Raw genomic sequence first — 22664 nt, 5'->3', positions numbered from 1 at the left:
GTAACGACGGGCCTGTGAAGCCTATCTGGCGTACCAGTCAAGGCTCCGTGCGACCGCCTTTTCGGTGGAAAAGGCAGGCTTTGCGCCCAGATGCTCGAACGAGCGGCGCATGTTGGGAACGAAATGATCGTCGGCAGTAGGTCGTGCCGCAGCGTTTATTCGTACTTCTAGCGGGCGTCGTGCCTGAGCGGCGACGATATTAGCGAGATTGATCACGCTCATTGGATCGGTGCCTCCCAGATCATACACCTCTCCGCTTTCGCCATGGGCCATTTGGGCAAGCGCCAGAAGCGCCATGTCGCTGCCGTACAGGTAGGAACGCACCGCCCGCCCGTCGCCACGGATCTTCAGCGGCTGCCCTTCCAGTGCCGCATGGAGGAAGTTGTTCGCCGCCCATGGGCTGTCCAGACTCTGGAAAGGACCAAGCAGCGTGAACGGGCGCGAGATGACGATTGGCAGCTTCGCTTGAGTGCGAAAGGCGTAGCACAACGTCTCGCTGAAACGTTTGGCCTCGACATAGGCCATACTAGGGCCTGCCAGGCGGTGCTGCGTCGACGGCGCATCAACCAAGCCTGAGCTTAGATGCAGAATACCCTGCAACTGCGTGGCCTGTTCGGCGAGCCGTAATACCCGGAACGTTCCTTCTCCGATGGTCGAGGCGGTGTCGATCGGGCTGGTTGCATGATGCCGGCTGTCCGGGACGCCGGCAGCATGGATCACCCATTGTACGTCGTCCGGAAGTCCGACAAGTTGGCGCACGTCCGTGGCCGACCAAGTGATGTCCGACCGCCCGGCGAGAAAGGAGGCTTGCGCCTCCACGCGCGATGGGTAGCGCACAACGGCTGTTACCTTGATGCGGAAACCATGCATATCGTTGAGAAAACACAGCATGGAAAGTAGCCAGCTGCCCGCGAACCCGCTGGCGCCGGTAACCAGCACCCGGCTGTCGCGTAACCGTTCGAGAAGCGGCGTACCCGTCGCGGCAAGGGAGTGGGCGCAGTCTGCGAAAATGCGGTCTTGGTCGGCGATGATGTTAGGCAAGCTGCCTCCGCTTCGAAAGGTCGGCTGCCACTTCCAGAATAATGTCTTCCTGTCCTGCGACAATTCCACGACGGCCAAGTTCGAAAAAGACGTCGCGGACATCGACATCGAAGTCTTCGGCGATGCGCGTGGCGGGTTTCAGAAAACCCGAAAATACCCCGGAAAGACCGCTGACTACGCTGGTGGACGAGATGATCGGCACCACGTCCATGATCTCCCGCTCGGCGAAGCTGGCAAGATCGAGCACCTTGTAAAGGTCAATGCCAGTCTCGTAGCCGAGGCGGTGCAGCACCGGGACAAGTACCTCGAGTTGTGCGTTGCCCGCCCCTGCGCCGAACCCGCGAGCGCAGCCATCCAGCATGGTCGCGCCTGCTTCAACTGCAGCGACGGAGTTCGCGATCGCACAACCGAGATTGTTGTGCGCGTGGAAGCCGACGGGAATGCCCAATCCTTCCACCAGCACCTCGATCCGCTGGCGCACGTCCTCGGGTAGGTAGTTGCCGGCCGAATCCATGATCACCAGCGTTTCAGCGCCATAGGCTTCCATCTTCTGCGCTTCTTCCAGAAGCACTTCGGGGCTGGCCATATGGGACATCATCAGCACGCCATAGGCGGTCTTGCCCGCGTTGCGCGCGAAGGTGATGAAGCGTTCGGTGATATCGGCTTCGGTGCAGTGGGAGGCGACGCGGAAAACGTCCACGCCCGAGTCCAGTGCAGGCTTAAGATCCTTCTCAATCGTGGCGAAGCCGGGAATGATGTGCACGCCTAACTGGGTATTCTTCAGCGCGCCACGCGCTGCCTCCAGCAGCGCACCATCCGTTGCCGCCGCCTCGCCCAGCTGCAGCGAGGACGCGCCGATGCCATTGCCATGTCCCACTTCCACGACGGGGATACGTGCCTCCTCAGCACGAAGGCAATATGCCCGAACTTGATCGGGGGTGAGTTGATGCCGGACGGCATGGTTGCCATCGCGCAGCGAGGGATCGCTGATCAGGATATGCTGGCCGCTCATCGCACCACCCTCAGCTTGCCCATATTTCCCCCGTCGGCCTCGACGTCGTTGCCCTGCCGCTGCGCGGCATATTCTTCCGCGACGGCGATTGCGGCGCAGTTGATGATGTCGAGATTGCCGGCATAGGACGGCAGGTAATCTCCGCTACCTGTCACACGCACCATGGTGACCACGCGGCCATTATCCAGCTTTGGCCAGACCAGCACTTCATAGCCCGGAATGTAGCGCTGGATATCCGCCACGATCTCTCGCAGCTTGGCGGTGAACGCCTCGATATTCGGGTTCCTGACCAGGGCGAATACCGTGGTTTGCATATTGATGCAGGGAACCGCGGGGTTCAGGTTGAGAATAGCCTTGGATCGGCGGGCGCCCGAAAAGCTCTGAATGGCCGCCTCGGTGGTGTGGATATACTCGTCCAGATTGCGACGCGTCGCCGGGCCGGCCGAGCGCGATGCGATGGAGGAGACGACTTCCACATAGTCGACGTCGTCATGGGTTGCGCCCAGCGCATAGGCAATCGGCGAAGATGCCTGTCCGCCGCAAGTCACCATGTTGACGTTGGAAGCGCCCAGGGATTCCGAAAGGTTCACAGATGGCACGCAAAAGCCGCCGCGCTTTGCTGGCGTCAGATCGATTACAAGCATGCCCGCCTTTTCCAAGGCGGGGGCATGTTCGTGATGTGCCGCGGCGGACGTCGCATCGAAAACGATGTCGAACGCCTCCGGATTGGCCAGGATATGATTGACCCCCAATGCCGAAACCGGAATGCCCTCCGCCTGCGCTCGCGCGAGACCGGCCGAACCCAGATTGCGGCCGATCAGCGCCGCACAGTCGAGCCGCCGGGACTTGCGCAGCTTGATGGCCAGATCAGTGCCGATATTTCCGCTCCCGAGCACGGCGGCTCGGAGCTTTCGATCAGGGACCGTCATGCACGTTCCTTCCGGATTTTACGCAGCCGCCACGTACTCTTCGTGGTTTAAGAAAATAAACACGTCCCGAGGCGGTCATATGCCGTGCCACTTACTCAATTGTCGAGGCAAAGGAAAGCTTGGTTGTTGACGCGTACGAGGTCGTTGGGGACTGTCAGGAATTTTGTGCGGGAAGCCAGGATGGAATGAAAGGGACCATTGATATGGCAATCGACAAGGACGTGCTGGACCAGCTGCTGGCTGGTCGTGACCCGCAGGAGCTTTTCGCCAAGGACGGTCTGCTTGATGAACTGAAGAAGGCGCGGTCGGAGCGGCGCTGCGCGGCGTCTGCAGTGCCGAGACGCCCAAGGCCGGCATGGCGGCGCTGGAAGGGTTCGAGGAAGGCCCGTGGGGCCGAGGTCCCCGGCCATTGCCATGACGCTGCGACACGTCAGCTTGTGAGAAACGGCCGGGCTGACATCCATTGAGATGCCCGAACCACGTTGCACAGTCGAGCCGGGATCGACCGGCGTGTGAGGAGGATGCATAAAACCCCGTGCGCGGTTGCAACTCTCGCGCAGCGCCATGTGCCGATTGACCGCATAATTGTATTTGATAAAGAAGTGGCTCGCGATATCGTCGCCATCGCCTTTGTCGTGGTAAAAAGGAAGACCGGCCGAACCTAGGTTCATCAGCTGCAGGTCCGAAGCGCCAAACTTCAGATCGTTATCGCTCACCGCGACCTCGACGGGGTCAGTTCGGGAATATCCGCCCAAGCCGACAGGACATACCGGTCGATAGTCTTTCCGCTCTGGTGGACGGGCAAAATCTGGCTAGCGGTTTAGTCAAATAGACGCCTTACGGATAAGGTGAAATGCAGCGCACACTGCGACTTTCCAGCGAGACGCGGCCCCGGTGCGGCGCTCAGTTGCCGGTAACGCGGTAGCTCACGTCGTTGCCCAGCCGCACTCCCACTCGCCCGTCTGCCGCGCGGGCGGAATTATAGGCCTCGTTCTTACTAAGGATGCGGCCGGTCTGGTTCGACGATGCCAAAGGCTTTGCACGATCGTCTGGCACTACCTCGTTGGCCGGCGGAGGGCTCAACTCCGACGCCGATGCGGGCGCCTCCTGCGGTGGCTGAGCCCAAGCTCCAACCGGTGTCAGGAACATTGCAATGGCAAGAAAACGCATCAAGACCCTCGCGTATGGCGAGTACATGATATAAACGCTCGATACGCGATCAGGAAGCCCAGTTTGTGTGGCGTCGGAACGTCACAACTGCCGCTGCCTCCGCGATCGTCAGCGTCGTGGACCGAGGCTCCTTGGGGTCCGGTTCCGGGATCGGCTGTCGATGCGCGTTTGCGCGACTTAGCGATCGTCTTCCGGTTGACGCCGGGGTGCTTGGCCAGCGCTCTCGGGCTCTGTTTACCATGTTGTTCACTCAAGGGACGAGCTCTGTTGTCGCTGCGCCCTCGTGTATAACCTGGTTTATAGCGCTTCCTTTCGCTCGCTCGTGGTTGTTGCACCATCAGAGCGGTTTGCATCAGTCTGCATCATATCCGCAGTTTGCGAAATAATTTGCGCATTCCAGTGGCGTTCCAGCCGCCTTAGATGGTGCGTTCTGCGGCCTTGCGCAGAGGCGCTTTCAGCTTTGCGAAGGCCCGCTCAACCGGCTTGACGTCGGGGCTTTAGGGCGGGAGGAACAGAAGTGTAGCGCCGACGCTCTCGGTAGCCGCGCGCATCGTGGGTGCCTTCTGGCTCGACACGTTGTCCATGGTGACGACACCGCCGCGGTACAGTTCGTGCACGAGGACGCAAGTGACGTATGTGAGAAACGCGTCGGCATTCATCGGACGTCGAGCACCTATGGCGCGACCATGCCGGTGCGGCGTAGCCCGGCTGTGAAGGTGGCCGTCCGCCAGTGATCGAAGGAGACGCCAGCGCGCAGGCGCTCGCCCCCACTCTCACGCCGGTATGGACCCATAAACCGGCAATCCAATCACCCTATATTAGGTTCACGCTTTTTGATAGGAGCGCGCGTTCCACAGAGAATGCCAATAAATATATGCTTATACCGCACCCTGCCCCATCTGCGCATCCCGTCTTGTCGATATGTATCCCGACCTACCAGCGGTCAAGTAAGCTTGCGGTATTGCTAAATTCCATCATATGCCAGGATGATCCGAGACTAGAGGTCGTTATTTCTGATAATGGTTCATCGGATGATACAGCTGAGATGGTCCATGGTTTTTCTTTTCTGCGGCCGCTAAAATGGCATCAGTGGGAGAAAAACGTCGGCTTTGATTGCAACCTTATGAAAGTGGTGTCCCTAGCCGGTGGTGATTATTGCTGGCTCGTTGGGAGCGACGATGCCCTGACGCCAGGGGCGGTCGCCCATATTCTTGATCTGATCGATACATACAGGCCGTCCGGTATTTTGCCGTCGGCTACTATTTGTGATGCAGACTTGTACCCCGTGCCTGAAAACCCGCCAGTCAACCCCATCCCCTTCGAAAAAATTTCTCCTAATGAGATTATATCTAGCATTGGCGTCTATTTAGGTTTTTTCTCACTGCAGATTGTGCGGCGCGATCTATGGATACAGGCCGCTTCAGATGAAAGATGGCAGGCGACCGCCAAGAATTGGTCCCAATATTATATGATGCTGAAGATTGCAGCGAATCTGGCCGTGAATGGATGGCTGAGAGACCCTACGCGCGTAATCCTGTATCGATCGAGCAGTTTTACGGATCAGATTGATGAAATTGGCAGCATACACACTAAGATCATAAATGATCTTACCGCCTCCATGGAGGCAATAACAGCAACCGTGCCACCTTACATTCTTAAGAAATTTATGAATGACCGGGTGCAATTTGAAATTAGACGTGACATGTTCTTCTGGAACAACGCCAGCCAAAGTTGGCGTAACAGAATGGATATGCTTTTATCAGGCGGTAGGATACTTGGAAAATACTATTGGTGGTGGACTAAGATGGTGCCGATCATCATCATGCCGCGTGGCGGGGTAATGGCACTTCGATCTGCAGTCGCAAAAGCAAAGGAAGTGATACGAATTGTTAATTCGAGATCGAATCGCATATGATTTCGTATTTTTATACAAAGATTAATTCCGGCGTTGGAATGACGGCGGTATCCGCGATGCTTGCTCGTGTCGTGACAGCTGTTTTACAGATACTTACTGTTAGAGCCGCTATATTTCTTATAGGCATCGATCAATATTCGATCATCGCTATTATTGTGGGCCTGCAAGCTTGGTTCATGATACTAGACTTTGGCGGAAGCTTTTCATTTCTAAATTATGCATCTGAAAAACAAGCTGTAGGGAAAGGCGCGCAGGAGTGTCTTGCATGTGGCTTGATTTGGTCAATTGCCAGTGTGCTCGTTGGCACCCTTGTACTGAATATCCTAGCGGCCCCGGCAGCGAATTGGTTATTCCAGAATGGTAAAATATTTACAAAATTCAAGGATGCAGAGACAGCTCTTCGCGTCGGTGGTACCTTATTCATCATATTTGCCAATACCCAGCTTATTTCACGCCTCTGGCTTGCAGAGGGTCGGGGTTATATTGCAAATATTTTACCAGTATTAGGCTCTCTGAGCACTTTCCTGATTTTCAAGCTTGTTGGCCTTTTGGGCGCATTCCATCTCGATACCTCAATAACGGTACTTATTTTCTGTTTTCCGAATGCATTGGTACAACTTGCCTGTCTTATATGGGTCTCACTAAAAAGAGGAGTAGTTCTTAGTTCATGCGACAAAGAATTTTTTAGAGTATTTGGAAAACGCGCATTACAGGCAACTGTATTTTCGTTGCAAGCTGCTTTCACATTGCAAATAGACTACATAATCCTTTCTCGACTAGCAAATTCGAATGAAATTGTTATATACTCTATTTTATCTCGTATATTTATCCTGCTTAGCTTTGTTTATACATCGGTGTTGACAAGTATTTGGCCCATATTGTCATATAGTATCGTGCATCGCCATGTAGCAAAGCTTCGTCAAATGATTAAGTATTTGTTTATTTTTGGTACTGCGTTTGTGGTACTGGCAAGTGCCGTGATATACATATTGCAAGATCATCTGTTTGACTTAATGACGCACGGTAAAATAATAGTAATTCCCCCATTTTTAGTGATTTTCATGGGACTTAATCAGTTGGCGGTTCTATGGGTCAGCATTCTTTCACAGATCATGCAGGTAGCCGGGCGCCTTAATATAATGATCAGGGCATCCTTTTTTCAACTGGCTATTAGCGTCGGCCTGCAATACTGGCTTACGATCAAGTTTGGAATCACTGGAATCGTGGCCGGCGTGCTGCTTTCGTATATGATTGGAGGACTTGTGCCTCTGATATTTTTCGTACGGCTTTTTCTACGCAAGCTGGAAGGTGAGGAATTAATTCGCGCTACTGGTTGACCTTTTGTTCCTGTCGAGAACCGCCAGCGGGTGGTGAGGGACTGTTAAATTGGCGGGATTGTGGGTCGAGTTGTGGCCTTCTTCTTTCTGGGCTGGCCGCCGTTGATATATGCCGAGCCGACGATCCGGCGAGCATAGGTAACGGACGCGACGTAGACGAACCCCGCCCGGGTTGGGACATATCAGCTAAGATCCCGCTCCATCTCAGCGACGGTGGCCATGATATGGAAGACGAGCTTGCCAGCAGTGTCGGAGGTCATCCCATCAGTAAGCAAGCGCAGCCCAGCCTTTCGTTTGGCCAACTCGGCGGCGAGGCCCACCAAGGGATTCATGGTGGGGCCGAGGTGATCAACCTTCCACATCACCAGCATGTCGCCGCACGCGCAGCCGGCCTTGCCCGCCAGCCGGCGAACACGATCAGCACCATGCGAGCCACAGGCGAGGTCGTATCTGCCAAGGCTCGGCCAAGCGAGCGGAGGCCGGCGTCGACCTCTTTCAGCTTCTCGGCAATGGCGAGCAGGTCGCGGGTGGAGCGTGCCAGCCGGTCGAGCCGCGCCACCACCGTTTCATTCTCGCGCAGCTGCTCGATAATCTTGGCGAGCTCGGGCCGGTCACGCTTCGCGCCCGAGACCTTCTCCTCGAACGTCCGCTTGCATCGGGCTTCCTTCAACGCAGCGCGTTGCCAACCGGAGATCTTGGTCGTCGGTCGACACACTGGCGTAGCCGATCAGCATGTCGCAAAACTGTATCAGAATAGCAAGTTTGTGCTACTGGCCTTCGCGACGCTGGCATACGAGAGAGCAAGAACTTTGCTAGCCTCGTCGCTAAACCTTGAAGAGTGATATATAGACTATGTAAACAACCGCCCTATTTCCCCGTCACCCACGCCTCGGCTTCTTCCACGGTCGTGAAATACGCCGCCTCGCGCTCGGACGCCGCGCGCTTGATCTGCAACCGCGCCAGCGAGCGTGCGACGACGAACGCCAGCCGGCGCGACGCCTGCCGCGGGTCGCCGAGCACCTGCTGGAACGCGGTGACCGTCTCCTGCGACTGGATCTGCATCGCGCGCATGTCGACCAGCGTCACATGCGCGTTGGGGCCGCAGCGCAACTGGCGGTGCGCGGCGTCGCGCGCGGCGACGAAGCGCTCGACATCGTCGGGGGTGAAGAACCCGGCCAGCGTGATCCGCACCAGATCGCGTGCGGGCTCTACGTCGAAGGACATGCGCGGCGTCATCCGCGCGCGTTAAGCAAGTAACCTTATAGAAACATTCACTTATGTCGGTGAAAGCCACCCGCCCGCGAACCCGGCGCGCTCCAGCCCGGCGCGGATGTACGGGTTCTTCTGCATCGTCTTCCAGATCAGGCCGCTGCGCCAGTTCTCGATCATGCACGCGATCGGCCCCTGGTCGATGCCGAGGAAATCGTCCGCGACCCAGCCGATATAGGGCACCACCTTGCCGTGCTGGAGCTTGACGTCGGTCAGCGTCAGCGTCGGGTTGAAGCTGTCGCGAAAGCCGTAGCGGTCGTAGATCGCGGTGCCATAGGCCGAATACATCGCGCGCGCCGCGGGCAGCACGATCTCGGGCGCGAACGCCACCGAGCCGAGCGCGGCGGTCGGCGCGATCGTCCCGTCGTCGCGATCGCCGGGGCCGCGCGCCGAATAGGAGAAGAATTCGCGGTTGCGCCCGTCGATCGTGCGGACGAAATCGCCTGGCCCGTCGCACGCGGTCAGCCCCCAGACGTTCTCGCCGTATCCACGCCAGCCGGCCGGGTTGCGCATCGCATAGCGGCGCTGCGCATAGGTGGCGCGGCGGCTGTTCTCGAAATAGTCGAACCCGCGCCGCTTGGAGTAGGTGTCCATGAGGCCGCGGAAATCGATCCACACCTGGCTGTACTGATGCCCGAACAGCGGCGGGAAGGCGGTGAAGGGATCGCTGTAATTCTCGTCCCACGACGGGTCGAAATTGGCGGTCCACTGGTCCCAGGTCGTCGGCGGCAGCGCGTGGGTCGGCGAGCCGAGCGCGAGCACATAGAGGATCAGGCTCTCGTTATAGATGTTCCAGTCGGAGCCGATGAACCCGCTCTCGGGATGCCAGCCCATCGACACGAACGGCTTGCGCGGGGTGATCCAGTCCCATTCGACCGCGCGGTAGAGCTGATCGGCGAGCGCGCGGATCTCGCGCTCGGCGGGGTCGCCCTCGTCGTCGAACCACGTCTGCGCGAACAGCACCCCGCCGAGCAGCAGCGCGGTGTCGATCGTCGACAGCTCGGTCTTGGCGAAGCGATGCCCCTTGGTGACGCCGAGGAAGTGGTAGAAGAACCCCTTGTACCCGCTGACCCCGTCCCTGCCCGGCCCCTGCGGCGCATGGGCGAAGAAGCGCAGGGTGGCGAGCGTGCGCTGCGCCGCCGCTTGCCTGGTGATCCAGCCGCGCGTCGCCGCGATCGGATAGGTGGTGAGCGCGAAGCCGACCGCGGCGATCGACGCGAAGCTCGGCGTCGGCCAGCGATCCGGCGCGAGCCCGGTGACCTGATCGGTGGTGTTCCAGAAATAGCTGACGGTGCGCCGCTGGATGTCGTCCATCAGCGGGTCGCTGGCGCTGGCCGGGGTGGTGCCGATCTCGGGCAGCACGCCGGGGAAGGCCAGCCGCGGCGCCTGTTTCGGCGCGAGCGGCCCGGCGGTGCATCCCGCCAGCCACCCCGCCCCGCCGAGCGCGGCGGCGCGCAGGATGTCGCGTCGGTCGAACGTCATGCGTGCGCCGCCCCCTCCTCAGCCACTACCCCGGCGGACGCCTGGGTCCAGTCGCGGGCGGCGTGCGAGATGCGGAACCCTCGCCCGACTGGGCCCCGGCGTTCGCCGGGGTAGTGGTCGAAGGGGGCGACGCGCTGCCCCCTCATCAGAAGTTGAACCCCGCCGACAGCTTGATCGTGCGCGGCGGGTTGCCGCCGATGCTGTAGGTCGACACCTCGCGATAGACGCTCGGCGAACCGGCGGTGCGCGTCGTGTCGCCGGGGTCGTTGTTATAGTCGACGTAATTGCGGTCGTTCATCGCATTGATGATGTCGACGCGGAGGCGGATCCGCGTCTCGTCGCTGATGAACTTGAGCGGCACGTACTTGGTGAACGCCAGGTCGAGCTGACGCCGGCCCCAGCGATCGCCCAGCCCGAACACTTCCGAGCCGACCAGCGTCCGCTCATACGGCACCGCGCTGTTGAACAACGCACGCTGGAAGGTCGGGCTCTCGATCTGGAACTTCGCCGACAGCGTCACGCCCAGCGGCGTGTCGGCGCTGCCCGCCACCACGAAGCGGTGCCGCGGCACCACCCCCGAGCGTAGCATCGGGTAATCCGAGGCCTTGGGGAAATCGAGCAGGAAGTACGACGACTGGTCGTTGTTCGGGCGGTTATCGACCGCCGCGGTGAAGGTATAGGTGGCGTCGATGCTCCACGGCGAGGCCGCCGAATAGGCCTTGGTCAGCTTGGCATAGGCCGAGTCCGCCTTGGTCTCGAGCCCGTTGTCACCGAGGATGATCGCGCCGTAACCGGCGGGCGCGAAGCTGGTGTTCGGGCTCTGCGGCGTGCCGTCGGTCGGCGACGGTGCGAAGAACGACCCGTCGGGGCGACGCGTGCCGAGCAGATAGACGAACCCGTCCTTGCTGACGATCCGCGTATAGCCGACCTCGACCTCGACCGGATTGAACCGCCCGCGCACGCCAAGGCTGAACTGGTCCGAATACGGGACCTTCAGGTCGTTGTTGATGAAGCGGAACTCGCGCCCGCCCGGGCTGCCGCCCGCGATCAGCTGCTGGCGGCCGGCCTCGGTCAGATAGACCGGATCCCACGGGATGCAATTCGGTCCCGGGGTGCACGGATTCACCGTATCGGCGTTCTGGAACAGGAATTCGCGGCGCTGGAAACGACCGTTCGACAGCTCCTGCTGGAGGAAGTCGAACTGGTTGCGGTCGTAGGAGCGGCCATAGCCGCCGAACACCGCGAACCGGCCCTGCTCGTCGAGGCGATAGGTGAAGCCGACGCGCGGCTGCCACGCGCCCTTGAACGCCTTCCGCTGGCTGCCGTTGGTGATGTAGTCGTTGATGTCATAGTCGGCGTTGACGAGGTTCGGGTAATTGGCCGGCGACACCGCGGTCACGTTCTCGGCCGGGGTCACGTAGTTGAGGAACGCCGGGGTCCGCTCGTAATCCCAGCGCAGCCCGAGGTTGAGCGTCAGCCGGTCGGTGACGTCCCAATCGTCCTGCGCATACAGGCCGAGCTGGAAGTTCTTCGAGCGGATGCGCGGATCGCCGAGCGGCCCGATCGCGCCGAACTGCAGGCTGTAGGGCGTCTGGTCGTTGAACCCGCTCGCGACCGGCAGCGTGGTGTCGTACAGGTACAAGGGGTTGATGAGGTTCTGCTCGAGCGAGTTGAGCGTCACCCACTTCGCCTTCGCGCCGACCTTGAACGTGTGGTTCTCGACTCCGGTCCAGGTGAAGTCGTCCTGGACGGTCCAGCCCTTCTGCCCCTTGTCCTGGAAGCCGAGCCCGGCGCCGGTACGGAACAGGTCGAAGGTCGAGGTGCTGGTGCCATTGCGCGTCGTGGTGCGGAACTGCTGGCCGATGCCGTTCTCGGCCGGCTGCGGCGACCAGGCGACATCCTCATAGGAGACGCGGATGTCGTTGATCCACTTCTCCTCGGTGTGCTGCCAGCGCAGCATCCCGCGCTTCTCGTCGACCTTGCTCAGCGTGCGCGTCGAGAAGGCGGCATTGCCGTTGCCGATCTGGACGCCGGTCTCGTTGCGATACTTGCCGGTCAGCTCGAACAGGTCCTTGTCGGTCGGCTCGAGGTCGATCTTGCCGAAATACAGGTCCTGGCTGAACGTCGAGTTCGCCGAGCCGAAGATGCCCTGATATTGCGCGGGCAGGCTCGATACCGCCACGCCGTTGGTGGGCAGGATGTCGATCGGCACCTGTCGGCGCTTGCCTTCGTAGCTGGCGAAGAAATGCGCGACGTCCTTGACGATCGGCCCGCCCAGCGCGACGCCGAACTGCTTGTCCTCCGAGGCGATCTTGGCGATCCTGTTCGGGAAGATCTCGGTCGGGCGACGCTCGCGCAGGTTCTGGTTGGTGAAGTCGAAGAAGCCTTCGCCGTGGAATTCGTTGGTGCCCGACTTGGTGCCGGCGATGATCGCGACCGAGCTGACCTGATCCAGCTCTGCCTTGTAGTTCGACGACAGCACCTGATACTCGCCGATCGCGAGCTGCGGGAACGGGTTGCCCGGCGAGCTGTCCTGCCCGGTCAGGCCGCCGCGCAGCACGTAATCCTTCTGGCTGACGCCGTCGATGAACACGTTGACCGAGTTCGACCCCTGCGCACCGCCCTGGATGCGCGAGCTGCCGTCGGAGCTTTCGAGGAAGCGCACGCCCGGCGCGAGATCGGCGAAGGCGAGGAAGTTGCGGCTGTTCTGCGGGAGCTGTTCGATCAGTCGCGGGGTGATGTTGACGCCGACCTGTCCGCCGGACAGCGAGCGGATGCGGCTGCCGGTGACGATGATGTCGCCTTCCTGCGCTTCCGCGGGGGGCGGCGCGGTCTCGCCGGCGGTGTTGTCGGCCGGGGCCGGCTGCGCCGGGGCCGGCGCGGTGGTCAGGTCCAGGTCGAGCCCGGCATTCTGCCCGACGCGCAAGGTGAACTGGTCCGAATTGCGCGTGCCCTTCTGAAGCCGGATCTCCAGCCGGTAGGCACCCGCGCGCAGCGACGGGAAGTTATAGCTGCCGTCCGCACCCGGCACGACGGTGCGGCGGAAGCCGGTGTCGACCTCGACCAGCGTCACGTCCTGCACCGGATTATCGGGCGCGCTGCGGATCACGCCGCGCAGCGCCGCCTGGCCCGCCTGCGCCGCGGCGGGCGCGCTCCACGTCACGGCGGCACCCAGCCCCGCCAGCATCGTCGCGCCGGCCAACGCCAGCCGGAAAGCGTTGCTCTTCATATCCCTAGTCCCTGCCTGCTTGTTTCTATCGTTGTTTCACGCACCACCAGATGCGGGACGATCGCCTCGTCCGCGCCGCCGGAAGCGCCTTCCAAAAACCCGTCACGCGCCGCGGTGATCCGCGCCGCGAGCTGCGCGACCGCGCGCGCGCCCATCGCGGCGATGTCGATCGCGACGCTGGTCAATGCCGGCGACACCAGCCGCGCGAGCGGAATGTCGTCGAACCCGGCGACCGCCACCTGCGCCGGCACCGCGACGCCGTGGCGCTTGAGCGCCATCAGCGCGCCGATCGCCATCATGTCGTTGGCCGCGAAGATCGCATCGGCCTCGATCGTCCCCGCCGCGACGCACTCGCCGACCACCGTGCCGCTGCCCTCGCGGAAGTCGCCTTCGACCACGCACAAGGTCACGCCCGCCGCCGCGGCCGCCGCTTCCGCCCCCGCGCGGCGTTCCTGCGCGTCGAGATTGCCGGCCGGCCCGGACAGATGCACGATCCGCTTCGCTCCGCCCGCCGCGAGATGCGCGACCGCCGCGGCCGCCCCGGCGCGGTTGTCGATGCGCAGGCTCGGGCTGCCGTCCTGCGGCGCGCAGGCGAGGAACACCGCCGCCAGCCCGCGCGGCATATGCTGTGCGACCACCGCCGGATCGAGCTGCGGCGCCATCACCACCAGCCCGTCGACCTGCCCGCGCAGCACCGCCAGCGTGTCGAGCCCGCGCCCGTCGTGGAGCACCGTCAGCAACAGCCCCAGCCCGCGCGTGCTCGCCTCGCGGTCCATGCCGCGCAGCAATTCGGAGAAGAACTCGCCGTGGAGGTCGGGCAGCACCACCCCGATCGCGCCGGTCCGCGCCATGCTCAGGCTGCGCGCGCCGGCGTGCGGTACGTAGCCGAGCTGCGCCGCGGCTTCCTCGACGCGCGTCCGCATCGCCGCACGGACGTGGTCGCGTCCGTTGAACACCCGCGACACCGACGCGACCGACACCCCCGCGACGCGCGCGACGTCATGGATCGTCGCATGAGCGATCCGCGGTGCGGGCGCGGCAACGGGGTCGGGTCGGGCAGGCGACATGGCCGGCGAAGCATCCTCTCGGTAACGCGGGCTTGTAACCGCTTACAGAAACCGCTTACATGACGTCAGGATGATAATCAATCGGGTGACTTAGCGCGTCATTGCGAGCGCAGCGAAGCAATCCAGGGCGTCCTGGTCCGACACTGGATTGCTTCGCTACGCTCGCAATGACGAAGGGGATGGACGTCGTGTGACGCGACGGCCCTCCTCATCCGTCGCCCCGGCCTCGAGCCGGGGCCCCGCTTCTTCTTCCTCCCAACCGGCGGGAAGAAAGCGGGGCCCCGGATCAAGGCTCTCCTGAGCCTGTCGAAGGATCCGGGGCGACGGCGTAGGACACGAAGCGGAAAGGGAGAGGCATGAACGGACAGGATCACCGCACCCACGATCGGCGGATCACACGGCGCGCATGGCTGGCCGGCGCGGGCGCGGCGCTGGCATGGTCGGCGAGCCCGGCGCGCGCGCTCCTCGCGACCGTCGCCGCGCGCGCCCTCCCCGCACCAGTCGAGGCGCTGATCCCGCGGATGACGCTCGCCGAAAAGGCCGGGCAGCTCAACCTGCTCGCCGCCGCCTGGACGGGCGGCGCGGCGATCTCGCTCAATCCGGCCGGCGCGGCGTCCAGCTTCGACGCGCAATTGAAGATGGTCCGCCGCGGCGAGCTGACCGGCGTCTTCAACGGCAATGGCGCGGAAATGGCGCGGCGGATGCAGACCGAGGCGGTGCGCCGCTCGCGGCTGAAGATCCCGTTGCTGTTCGCCGCCGACGTCATCCATGGCTTGCGCACCGTCTTCCCGGTCCCGCTCGCCGAGGCGGCCAGCTTCGACCCCGATCTCGTTCGTCGCACCGCGCGCGCCGCGGCGCTCGAGGCCTCCGCCTCCGGCATCGACTGGACCTTCGCGCCGATGGTCGACATCGCGCGCGACGCGCGCTGGGGGCGCGGCGTCGAGGGCGCGGGCGAGGACGTGCTGCTCGGCCGGCTGATCGCGGCGGCGCGCGTCGAGGGTTTTCAGGGCAGCGGTATCGCCTCCCCCGACGCCGTCGCGGCCTGCGCCAAGCATTTCGTCGCGTACGGCGCAGGCGAGGCCGGGCTCGACTATAACAGTGTCGACATGTCGGAGCGTACACTCCGCGACATCTACTTCCCGCCGTTCCAGGCGGCGTTCGCGGCCGGCGCGCCGACCGTAATGGCGTCGTTCAACGATCTGTCGGGCGTGCCCGCAACCGCCAATCCGTGGCTGCTCGACACGATCCTGCGCAAGGAATGGGGGTTCGGCGGGCTGGTCGTCTCCGATTACACCGGCGACGAGGAGCTGATCGCGCATGGCCTTGCCGAGGACGGCCGCGACGCCGCGCGGCTCGCCTTCCTCGCCGGGGTCGACATGTCGATGCAGAGCGGCTTGTACCTCAAGCACCTCCCCGATTTGGTCGAGAAGGGCGAGGTCCCGCTCGCGCGGCTCGACGAAGCCGTCCGCCGCGTGCTCGCGCTCAAGGTCGCGCTCGGGCTGTTCGACGATCCGTTCCGCCGCATCGACCCGGCGCGCGAAAAGGCACGGCTGCGCACCCCCGAGGCGCTGGCGCTCGCGCGCGAGGCGGGGGCGCGCAGCATCGTCATGCTGCGCAACGAGGGCGGGCTGCTCCCCCTCCCCCGTTCGGGCAAGAAGATCGCGCTGATCGGCCCGTTTGCCGGAGGTGGCCACGATCTGATCGGCCCCTGGAACGTCTATGGCACCGATCGCGAGGCGGTCGACCTCGAGACGGCAGTGCGCGCGATCGCGCCGGACGCGACCGTCGACGACGGCAGCGACGTGGCGCGCGCGGTCGCCGCGGCGCGCGCCGCCGACGTGGTGGTGCTCGCGATCGGCGAGACGCAGGACATGTCGGGCGAGGCGCAGTCGCGCACCGACATCGTCGTGCCGCCCGCGCAACAGGCGCTCGCCGAGGCGATCGCCGCGACCGGCGTCCCTCACGTCGTGCTGCTGCGCACCGGTCGCGCGCTCGCGCTGGCCGGTGCGGTGGCCAAAGCGCCCGCGCTGCTGGTGACCTGGTTCCTCGGCTCGCAGGACGGCCCGGCGATCGCCGACGTGCTGTTCGGCGCGGTGTCGCCCTCGGCGCGGCTGCCGGTGTCCTTCCCGCGCGCCAGCGGGCAGGTGCCTTATTATTACGCGCACCGCAGCACCGGCCGCCCCAACCCGCCCGGCGCGCTCCAGCCCTATAAGGCGCATTATCGCGAGGTGCCGAACAGCGCCTTGTTCCCGTTCGGCCACGGCCTCACCTATGGCAAGATCGGCTATGCCGACCTGCGACTGAGCGCGAAGACGCTGACCGACGCCGCGCCGCTGACCGTCCGCGCGACGATCTCCAACACCGGCCGCATGGCCGCGACCGAGGTGGTGCAGCTCTACGTCCACGACGTCGCCGCGAGCGTGACGCAGCCGGTGCGCGTGATGAGGGCGTTCACGCGCGTCACGCTCGCGGCGGGCGAACGCCGGACGGTCGAATTCAGCCTCACCCGCGCCGATCTGTCCTTCACCGGCCGCGACCTCAAGCCGACCACCGAACCCGGCACCTTCCGCCTGTGGGTCGCGCCCTCGGCCGAGGCCGAGGGATTGGTGGGGATGTTCTCGCTGGCGTGAGGCGTTGCCCATCCCGGTTGAGGCCGCGCTTCCGGGTCAGGCCGGTGGGGACGGGACGACAGTCACCGGTGCGTCAAGGCATGCCCGTTGGCGTCAGTCCCGAAGCTTGATGCTGAAAGGGTTATGTCCGAATTTGGTGGTTAGCTGCCGTTCCGCTTTTTGATGGCCGCATACCTGATCGCAGCCCCGGCGAGATACCCGCCCATTGCTCCCATGCAGGGAAACGGTAGGCCAAACACGAAGTCCAGCCCACTGGTAGATCGCAGGTTTTCAGGGTGAGTTTTCTGCCACCAATCTACGTATACAAAAATGCCTATGGGCACGATCCATAGGGTTGCACATCCAAGCTTATGACTGCGGAAACCCAGTCCGACGATCAGGCCAAAAATCGCGCCAGCAATTAGCAGTGCTTCGATGGTCATCACCAATCCTGTATCCTCAGCTGGACGGCCGCTATCGGGCGCACGTGGTCGCCAGCGGATACCACGCGAGCGGCGCTTGGCGCTCCACTTCGCGACGATGGCTCGATGCAGCCACCCACGCATCGATTAATCCTTCATCGACAATCACATATTACGGTGGTCGGCGTCGACGAGAAGGCCCGCCCGCATGTACACCATCGATTATGACGCAGCGACGCGCACGCTGCACATCGTCACGGAGGGCTTCTGGACGCCCGGCGTCACCGCCGCCTTCATCACCGAGCTGCTCGCGCGCGGCACCGCGGCGCGGTTGCGGCACGGGCCGTTCGTCGTGCTCGCCGACCTGCGCGCCGCCGCGATCCAGCCGACGCAGGTCGTCGACGCGCTTGCCGCGATGATGCCGCGCGCGCTCAAGGTCACGTCGCGGCCGATCGCGGCGGTGGTTGCGAACAATCTCGCCAAGCTGCAGACCGAACGCTATCTGGTCGGCCCCAATTGCCGCACCTTCCTCGACCACGACGAAGCGAAAAGCTGGCTCGCGGCGGCGTAAGCCTGTCCGTCATCCCGGACTTGATCCGGGATCCCGCTTTTTTGCCCAGGCCGTGAGAAGAAGCGGGGCTCCGGATCAAGTCCGGGGCGACGAAGATCAGAATGTCGTACGCGATACAGATTGGGTCCCCCGCCCCACCACGCTAAGCCCGCGCGCGATGCCCCTGCCCTCCCCCACTCGCCGGCTGCTGCTCGCCGCGCCATTGCTGCTCGCGCTCACCGCCGCCGCGCCGTCCGCGATCCTGACGTCCGAGGTCATCGATCCCGCCCCGCCCTATCCGCAGGCGCACGCCTCGACGCTCGTCGAGCTGCCGGGCGGCACCATCGCCGCGGCGTGGTTCGGCGGCTCGGGCGAGGGCCGCCCCGATGTCGCGATCTGGTTCGCGCGGCGCTCGGCAAAAGGCTGGGAGACGCCGGTCGCGGTCGCGCGCGACGCGCGCTATCCGACGTGGAACCCGGTGCTGTTCCAGCCGCCTGGCCAGCCGCTCCACCTGTTCTACAAGGTCGGCCCCAACCCGCGCGACTGGTGGGGGATGGTCATCACCTCCAGCGACGGCGGCCGCCACTGGAGCGCGCCGGTGCGCTTGCCCGACGGCGTGCTCGGCCCGATCAAGAACAAGCCGGTCGTGCTCCCCGACGGGACGTGGCTGTCGCCATCCAGCCGCGAGGTCGGCACGCCCGAACACAACCGCTGGTTCCTGCGCATGGAACGCTCCGCCGACCGCGGGCGGACATGGACCGCCGGCCCCGAGATCGCCTCGCCGGTCGGGCTGGAAGCGATCCAGCCGAGCGTACTGACGCAGAAGGACGGCACGCTCGCGCTGGTCGCGCGAACGCGACAGGGGGTCGTCGCCACCAGCCGTTCGCGCGATGGCGGGCAGAGCTGGTCGCCGCTCGCCGCACTCGCGCTGCCCAACCCCAATGCCGGCACCGACGCGGTGACGCTCGCCGACGGGCGGCAGCTGATCGTCTACAACCATGCCGCGCACGATCCCGCCACCCCCGGCGACGGGCCGCGCTGGCCGCTCAACGTCGCCCTGTCCGACGACGGCGTGCACTGGCGCGCGGTGCTGACGCTGGAAAGCCGCCCGATCAAGGACGGTTACGCCTATCCGGCGGTGATCCAGTCGCGCGACGGGCGCGTGCACATCAGCTATACATGGAACCGCACGCGCATCCGCCACGTCGTGCTCGATCCCCGCCAGTTGAGGTAAGTCATGGCCGAACGCTTCGAACGCCACCGCCAGCCGTGGCGCCCCGACGAGATCCAGAAGCTCCACCAGCTCGCCAAGAAGGGCATGGCGCTGAAGGCGATCGCCAAGGCGCTGACGCGCAGCGAGGAATCGGTCAAGGACCGCGCCAAGGAGGACGGCCTCTCGATCGCGAGGTTGCGGTAGATCAAGCTTGTCACGCCCCGCATTCGTCATTGCGACCACGGCGAAGCAGTCCAGCGCCGGATCAGGATCGACGCGATATCTCGCGCTCCGTGATGACGATCCCGTAACAAAGAGAGAAATATATCAAAGGTTTGTTACGATGTTGCGCGACGTACCAACCGTGTTGCGCAACGTGACTGACGCAATTTTCCTGCGCGACCGCCTATACGGGATCAAAATCTAACAGACAGGACTTCGAAACTGTAACTTTATGCCAAATCACGCGAATTAGGGCCGGAAGCGGCTAGATGCAAAGCGTGACTTTTATGTGACTGTCTCGAAAGAAAAATTTATTACAGTCACGCATAACCGCGCTCGCGGCTTGTCACTGCATCGATCCGCGGTCTTCATGAACCCCATATGAAAAAGGGGTTAAATCCATGAAGTTGTCGCGTTACCTTTGCGCCACGGCGATCATCGGCGCTTTCGCCGCCATTCCGTCCGTCGCCAGCGCGCAGACCGAAACCGGTGCGCTCGGCGTCCAGACCGAAACCGCTGGCGCTGAAGACCTCGGCGGCGACGTCGTCGTCACCGGCTCGCGCATCCGCCGTCCGAACGAGGATTCGCCGATCCCGATCACCACGATCACCCCGCAGGAAATCCTGCAGACCGGGCGGATCTCGATTGGCGATGCGCTCAACCAGCTGCCGCAGCTGCGTCCGTCGTTGGGCTCCCAGAACTCGACCTCGGGCCTCGGCACGCGCGGGCTCAACTTCCTCGAGCTGCGCAACCTCGATCGCGCGCGCACGCTGACGCTGGTCAACGGCCGCCGTCACGTCACCGCCGACATCATCAACAACGGCAACGCCGTCGACATCAACACGATGCCGACCGACCTGATCGAGCGTGTCGACATCCTGACCGGCGGCGTGTCGTCGGTCTATGGGTCGGACGCGATCGCCGGCGTCGTCAACTTCGTGCTCAAGCGCGACTATGAGGGCGCACAGATCCGCGCGCAGGGCGGCATCAGCGACAAGGGCGATGCGGGCAACCAGATCGTCTCGCTGCTCGCCGGCAAGAACTTCGCCGATGGCCGCGGCAATATCGCGATCAACGCCGAATTCGCGCACCAGCAGGATTATTACGCCTCGGGCCGTCGCAACCTGCGCCAGAACGACGCCTTCGTCGTCGTCGACACCGATCCGGCGAGCGCCCCCTCGGACGGTGTGTTCGACCGTACCTTCTACCGCGACATCCGCAGCACCACGATCGGGCTCGGTGGCCAGCTCGGCTTCCGCTACGCCAACGGCACACCCGCGTGCGGTGCCGACGCGGTCGGCTCGGCGTTCACCTGCGCCTATCTGTTCCAGCCCGACGGCAGCCTGACGCCGCAGACCGGCCAGCGCGTCGGCTTGGGCCCGAACGGCAGCTTCGTCGGCGGCAACGGCGCGACCGGGCGTGACGGCAAGCTGCTCGTCCTGTCGCCCGACACGACCCGCTACGTCGTCAACGTCCTCGGCCACTTCGAGGTCACGCCGGCGTTCGAGCCGTTCATCGAGGCCAAGTACGTCCGTACCGAGGCATTCGGTTCGCAGAGCGGCCCGTTCTTCTCGCAGGGCACCACGCTGGGCGATGCCGCGACGATCTCCGGCTTCACCGACCGGTCCTATTCGAACGCGGGCACCAGCAACGTCAACCGCGAGGGCATCCGGCTCGACAACCCGTATCTGTCGGCCGCCGCACGCGCGACGATCGCGCAGCAGCTGATCGCCGCGATCAACTCGGGCGTGAACCCCAACACCGGGGCGGCGTTCAAGACCGCGAACAACACCGCGGAGCAGGCCGCTGCCAACCAGGCCGCGGCACTGGCGCAGGTCGCGGCGGGCACCTACCGCTTCTCGTCGCGGCGCAATTGGGTCGACCTCGGCACGCGTGACGAGCGGCTGCAGCGCGACACGTTCCGCGCGGTCGTGGGTGTGCGCGGCACCTTCAACGACGACTGGAACTACGAAGTGTCGGCCAATTACGGCCAGCACAAGGAAAACAGCGTCATCACCGGCAACGTCAACACCCAGCGGTTCCTGCTCGCGCAGGATACGACGGTGAACGCCGCCGGGCAGATCGTCTGCCGTTCGCAGGTCGATCCGGCCTATGCCGGCAGCGATGTCGGCGGCGATCCGGCGCGGGCTGGCGGCGGGACATCGCCGCCTGCGTTCCGCTCAACCCGTTCGGTCAGGGCTCGACCAGCGACGCGGCGCGCAACTATCTGGTGTCGCCGACCACCGCGAGCGGCAAGGCGACGCAGTTCGTCGTCAACGGCTTCGTCGCGGGCGATTCCAGTCAGCTGTTCGAGCTGCCGGGCGGCCCGGTCGGCTTCTCGGTCGGTGCGGAATACCGCCGCGAGACGCTCAGCTACGACCTCGATCCGCTCACCCAGGCCGGCTACAATTTCTACAACGCGATCCCCAGCTTCCGCGCCCCGGCGTTCGAGGTGAAGGAAGCGTACGGCGAGCTGTCGCTGCCGCTCATCAAGGACGTGTTCCTGTTCAAGGAATTGCGTCTGAGCGGCGCGGGCCGTGTCGCCGACTACAAGGGCGGCGCAGGCACCGTCTATGCGTGGGACGGGCCGCCTCGAATGGCGTCCGGTGCAGGACCTGCTGCTGCGCGGCGGTTATTCGCGCGCGGTGCGTGCACCGTATCTCGGCGAAACCGGCGCCCCGCTCGGGCAGAACTTCAGCCCGGCCCCGAACGATCCGTGCTCGGCGCGCAACATCGGCACCGGCTCGGCGACGCGCGCGGCCAATTGCGCCGCGGCGGGCATCCCGACGAGCTACGACTTCGTCTATACGTCGTCGATCGAGATCCGCAGCGGCGGCAACCGGACCTGAAGGCGGAGACGTCGAACTCGCTGACGCTCGGCGGCGTGTTCCAGCCGACCTTCCTGCCCGGCCTGTCGGTGTCGGTCGACTATTACGACATCAAGGTGAAGGACGTCATCACGGGGCCGACCGTCCAGCAGGCGCTCGACGCCTGCTATGACTCGCCGACGCTCGACAACCAGTTTCTGCGCCTTGTTCCAGCGTGCCGGCGCCGATGGCGGTCCGGCCGGCGAGGTGCCGTACCAGATCCTTCAGGGCACGTACCGCGACGTTCCGCAGAACTACGCGCAGCTCCGCACGCGCGGCATCGATACCGAGATCGTCTACAGCCGCGACTTCGGGTTCGTCCGCGCCAAT

At 63.6% G+C, this 22664-nt stretch carries 18 protein-coding genes and 1 pseudogene; 8 read left to right on the top strand and 11 right to left on the bottom strand.

Features of this window, described 5'->3' with window-relative positions; all coding sequences use genetic code 11:
• Positions 1-21 precede the first annotated feature (21 nt).
• From PGN16_RS07415 to PGN16_RS07400, 4 genes are all read right to left on the bottom strand, one after another.
• The gene (locus PGN16_RS07415; RefSeq protein WP_335308779.1) at positions 22-1041 is read right to left on the bottom strand and encodes an NAD-dependent epimerase/dehydratase family protein; all 1020 of its coding nucleotides are present in this window, start codon (positions 1039-1041) and stop codon (positions 22-24) included.
• Positions 1034-2053, bottom strand: coding sequence for a 4-hydroxy-2-oxovalerate aldolase (gene dmpG / locus PGN16_RS07410; protein ID WP_335308778.1), 1020 nt, complete (start codon positions 2051-2053; stop codon positions 1034-1036). Before dmpG ends, PGN16_RS07415 begins: the two co-directional genes overlap by 8 nt.
• The gene (locus tag PGN16_RS07405; protein ID WP_335308777.1) at positions 2050-2982 is read right to left on the bottom strand and encodes an acetaldehyde dehydrogenase (acetylating); all 933 of its coding nucleotides are present in this window, start codon (positions 2980-2982) and stop codon (positions 2050-2052) included. The genes dmpG and PGN16_RS07405 overlap by 4 nt, the downstream gene beginning before the upstream one ends.
• A gap of 95 nt (positions 2983-3077) precedes the next feature.
• The gene (locus PGN16_RS07400) at positions 3078-3698 is read right to left on the bottom strand and encodes a hypothetical protein (RefSeq protein ID WP_335308861.1); all 621 of its coding nucleotides are present in this window, start codon (positions 3696-3698) and stop codon (positions 3078-3080) included.
• A gap of 1184 nt (positions 3699-4882) precedes the next feature.
• On the opposite strand from PGN16_RS07400, the gene PGN16_RS07395 reads away from it, so the two are divergent.
• Positions 4883-6067 (top strand): glycosyltransferase family 2 protein, encoded by a 1185-nt coding sequence (locus PGN16_RS07395; protein WP_335308776.1) that lies wholly within the window; start codon positions 4883-4885, stop codon positions 6065-6067.
• Positions 6064-7404 (top strand): MATE family efflux transporter, encoded by a 1341-nt coding sequence (locus PGN16_RS07390; protein ID WP_335308775.1) that lies wholly within the window; start codon positions 6064-6066, stop codon positions 7402-7404. The genes PGN16_RS07395 and PGN16_RS07390 overlap by 4 nt, the downstream gene beginning before the upstream one ends.
• A 182-nt stretch (positions 7405-7586) precedes the next feature.
• On the opposite strand, the gene PGN16_RS07385 is transcribed toward PGN16_RS07390, so the two are convergent.
• The 6 genes from PGN16_RS07385 to PGN16_RS07360 all read right to left on the bottom strand — a co-directional run bounded on the left by PGN16_RS07385 (position 7587) and on the right by PGN16_RS07360 (position 14451).
• Positions 7587-7775 (bottom strand): recombinase family protein, encoded by a 189-nt coding sequence (locus PGN16_RS07385; RefSeq protein ID WP_335308774.1) that lies wholly within the window; start codon positions 7773-7775, stop codon positions 7587-7589.
• A complete protein-coding gene (locus PGN16_RS07380; RefSeq protein WP_335308773.1) occupies positions 7766-8074 on the bottom strand; it encodes a recombinase family protein in 309 nt (102 codons plus the stop codon). The genes PGN16_RS07385 and PGN16_RS07380 overlap by 10 nt, the downstream gene beginning before the upstream one ends.
• 197 nt (positions 8075-8271) lie before the next feature.
• A complete protein-coding gene (locus PGN16_RS07375; protein ID WP_335308772.1) occupies positions 8272-8628 on the bottom strand; it encodes an STAS/SEC14 domain-containing protein in 357 nt (118 codons plus the stop codon).
• 51 nt (positions 8629-8679) lie between these two features.
• On the bottom strand, positions 8680-10155 hold the full coding sequence (locus tag PGN16_RS07370) for a glucoamylase family protein (RefSeq protein WP_335308771.1): 1476 nt from the start codon (positions 10153-10155) through the stop codon (positions 8680-8682).
• A gap of 145 nt (positions 10156-10300) precedes the next feature.
• The gene (locus PGN16_RS07365) at positions 10301-13384 is read right to left on the bottom strand and encodes a TonB-dependent receptor (RefSeq protein ID WP_335308770.1); all 3084 of its coding nucleotides are present in this window, start codon (positions 13382-13384) and stop codon (positions 10301-10303) included.
• A complete protein-coding gene (locus tag PGN16_RS07360; RefSeq protein WP_335308769.1) occupies positions 13381-14451 on the bottom strand; it encodes a LacI family DNA-binding transcriptional regulator in 1071 nt (356 codons plus the stop codon). The genes PGN16_RS07365 and PGN16_RS07360 overlap by 4 nt, the downstream gene beginning before the upstream one ends.
• Before the next feature lie 356 nt (positions 14452-14807).
• On the opposite strand from PGN16_RS07360, the gene PGN16_RS07355 reads away from it, so the two are divergent.
• A complete protein-coding gene (locus PGN16_RS07355) occupies positions 14808-17081 on the top strand; it encodes a glycoside hydrolase family 3 N-terminal domain-containing protein (RefSeq protein WP_335308768.1) in 2274 nt (757 codons plus the stop codon).
• A gap of 140 nt (positions 17082-17221) precedes the next feature.
• On the opposite strand, the gene PGN16_RS07350 is transcribed toward PGN16_RS07355, so the two are convergent.
• Positions 17222-17503, bottom strand: coding sequence for a hypothetical protein (locus tag PGN16_RS07350; protein WP_335308767.1), 282 nt, complete (start codon positions 17501-17503; stop codon positions 17222-17224).
• A gap of 187 nt (positions 17504-17690) precedes the next feature.
• Between PGN16_RS07350 and PGN16_RS07345 the strand changes: the two genes are divergently transcribed.
• The 5 genes and pseudogenes from PGN16_RS07345 to PGN16_RS20205 all read left to right on the top strand — a co-directional run.
• The gene (locus PGN16_RS07345) at positions 17691-18053 is read left to right on the top strand and encodes a hypothetical protein (RefSeq protein WP_335308766.1); all 363 of its coding nucleotides are present in this window, start codon (positions 17691-17693) and stop codon (positions 18051-18053) included.
• A 157-nt stretch (positions 18054-18210) separates the two neighbouring features.
• Positions 18211-19266 carry a sialidase family protein gene (locus PGN16_RS07340; RefSeq protein WP_335308765.1) on the top strand — a complete coding sequence of 352 codons (1056 nt, stop codon included), beginning with the start codon at positions 18211-18213 and terminating at the stop codon, positions 19264-19266.
• Positions 19267-19269: 3 nt separating this feature from the next.
• Entirely contained in the window at positions 19270-19449 is a 180-nt protein-coding gene (locus PGN16_RS07335; protein ID WP_335308764.1) for a hypothetical protein, read from the top strand.
• Positions 19450-19868: 419 nt separating this feature from the next.
• A pseudogene (locus tag PGN16_RS20210) lies at positions 19869-20384 on the top strand (TonB-dependent receptor plug domain-containing protein); the annotation flags it as partial.
• A 1313-nt stretch (positions 20385-21697) separates the two neighbouring features.
• A partial coding sequence (locus PGN16_RS20205) for a TonB-dependent receptor domain-containing protein (protein ID WP_443019600.1) occupies positions 21698-22664 on the top strand: 967 nt, incomplete at its 3' end.

It is taken from the genome of Sphingomonas phyllosphaerae, from assembly GCF_036946485.1.
GTDB lineage: Bacteria > Pseudomonadota > Alphaproteobacteria > Sphingomonadales > Sphingomonadaceae > Sphingomonas > Sphingomonas phyllosphaerae_E.
This window is presented reverse-complemented; position numbering and strand designations above follow the sequence as displayed.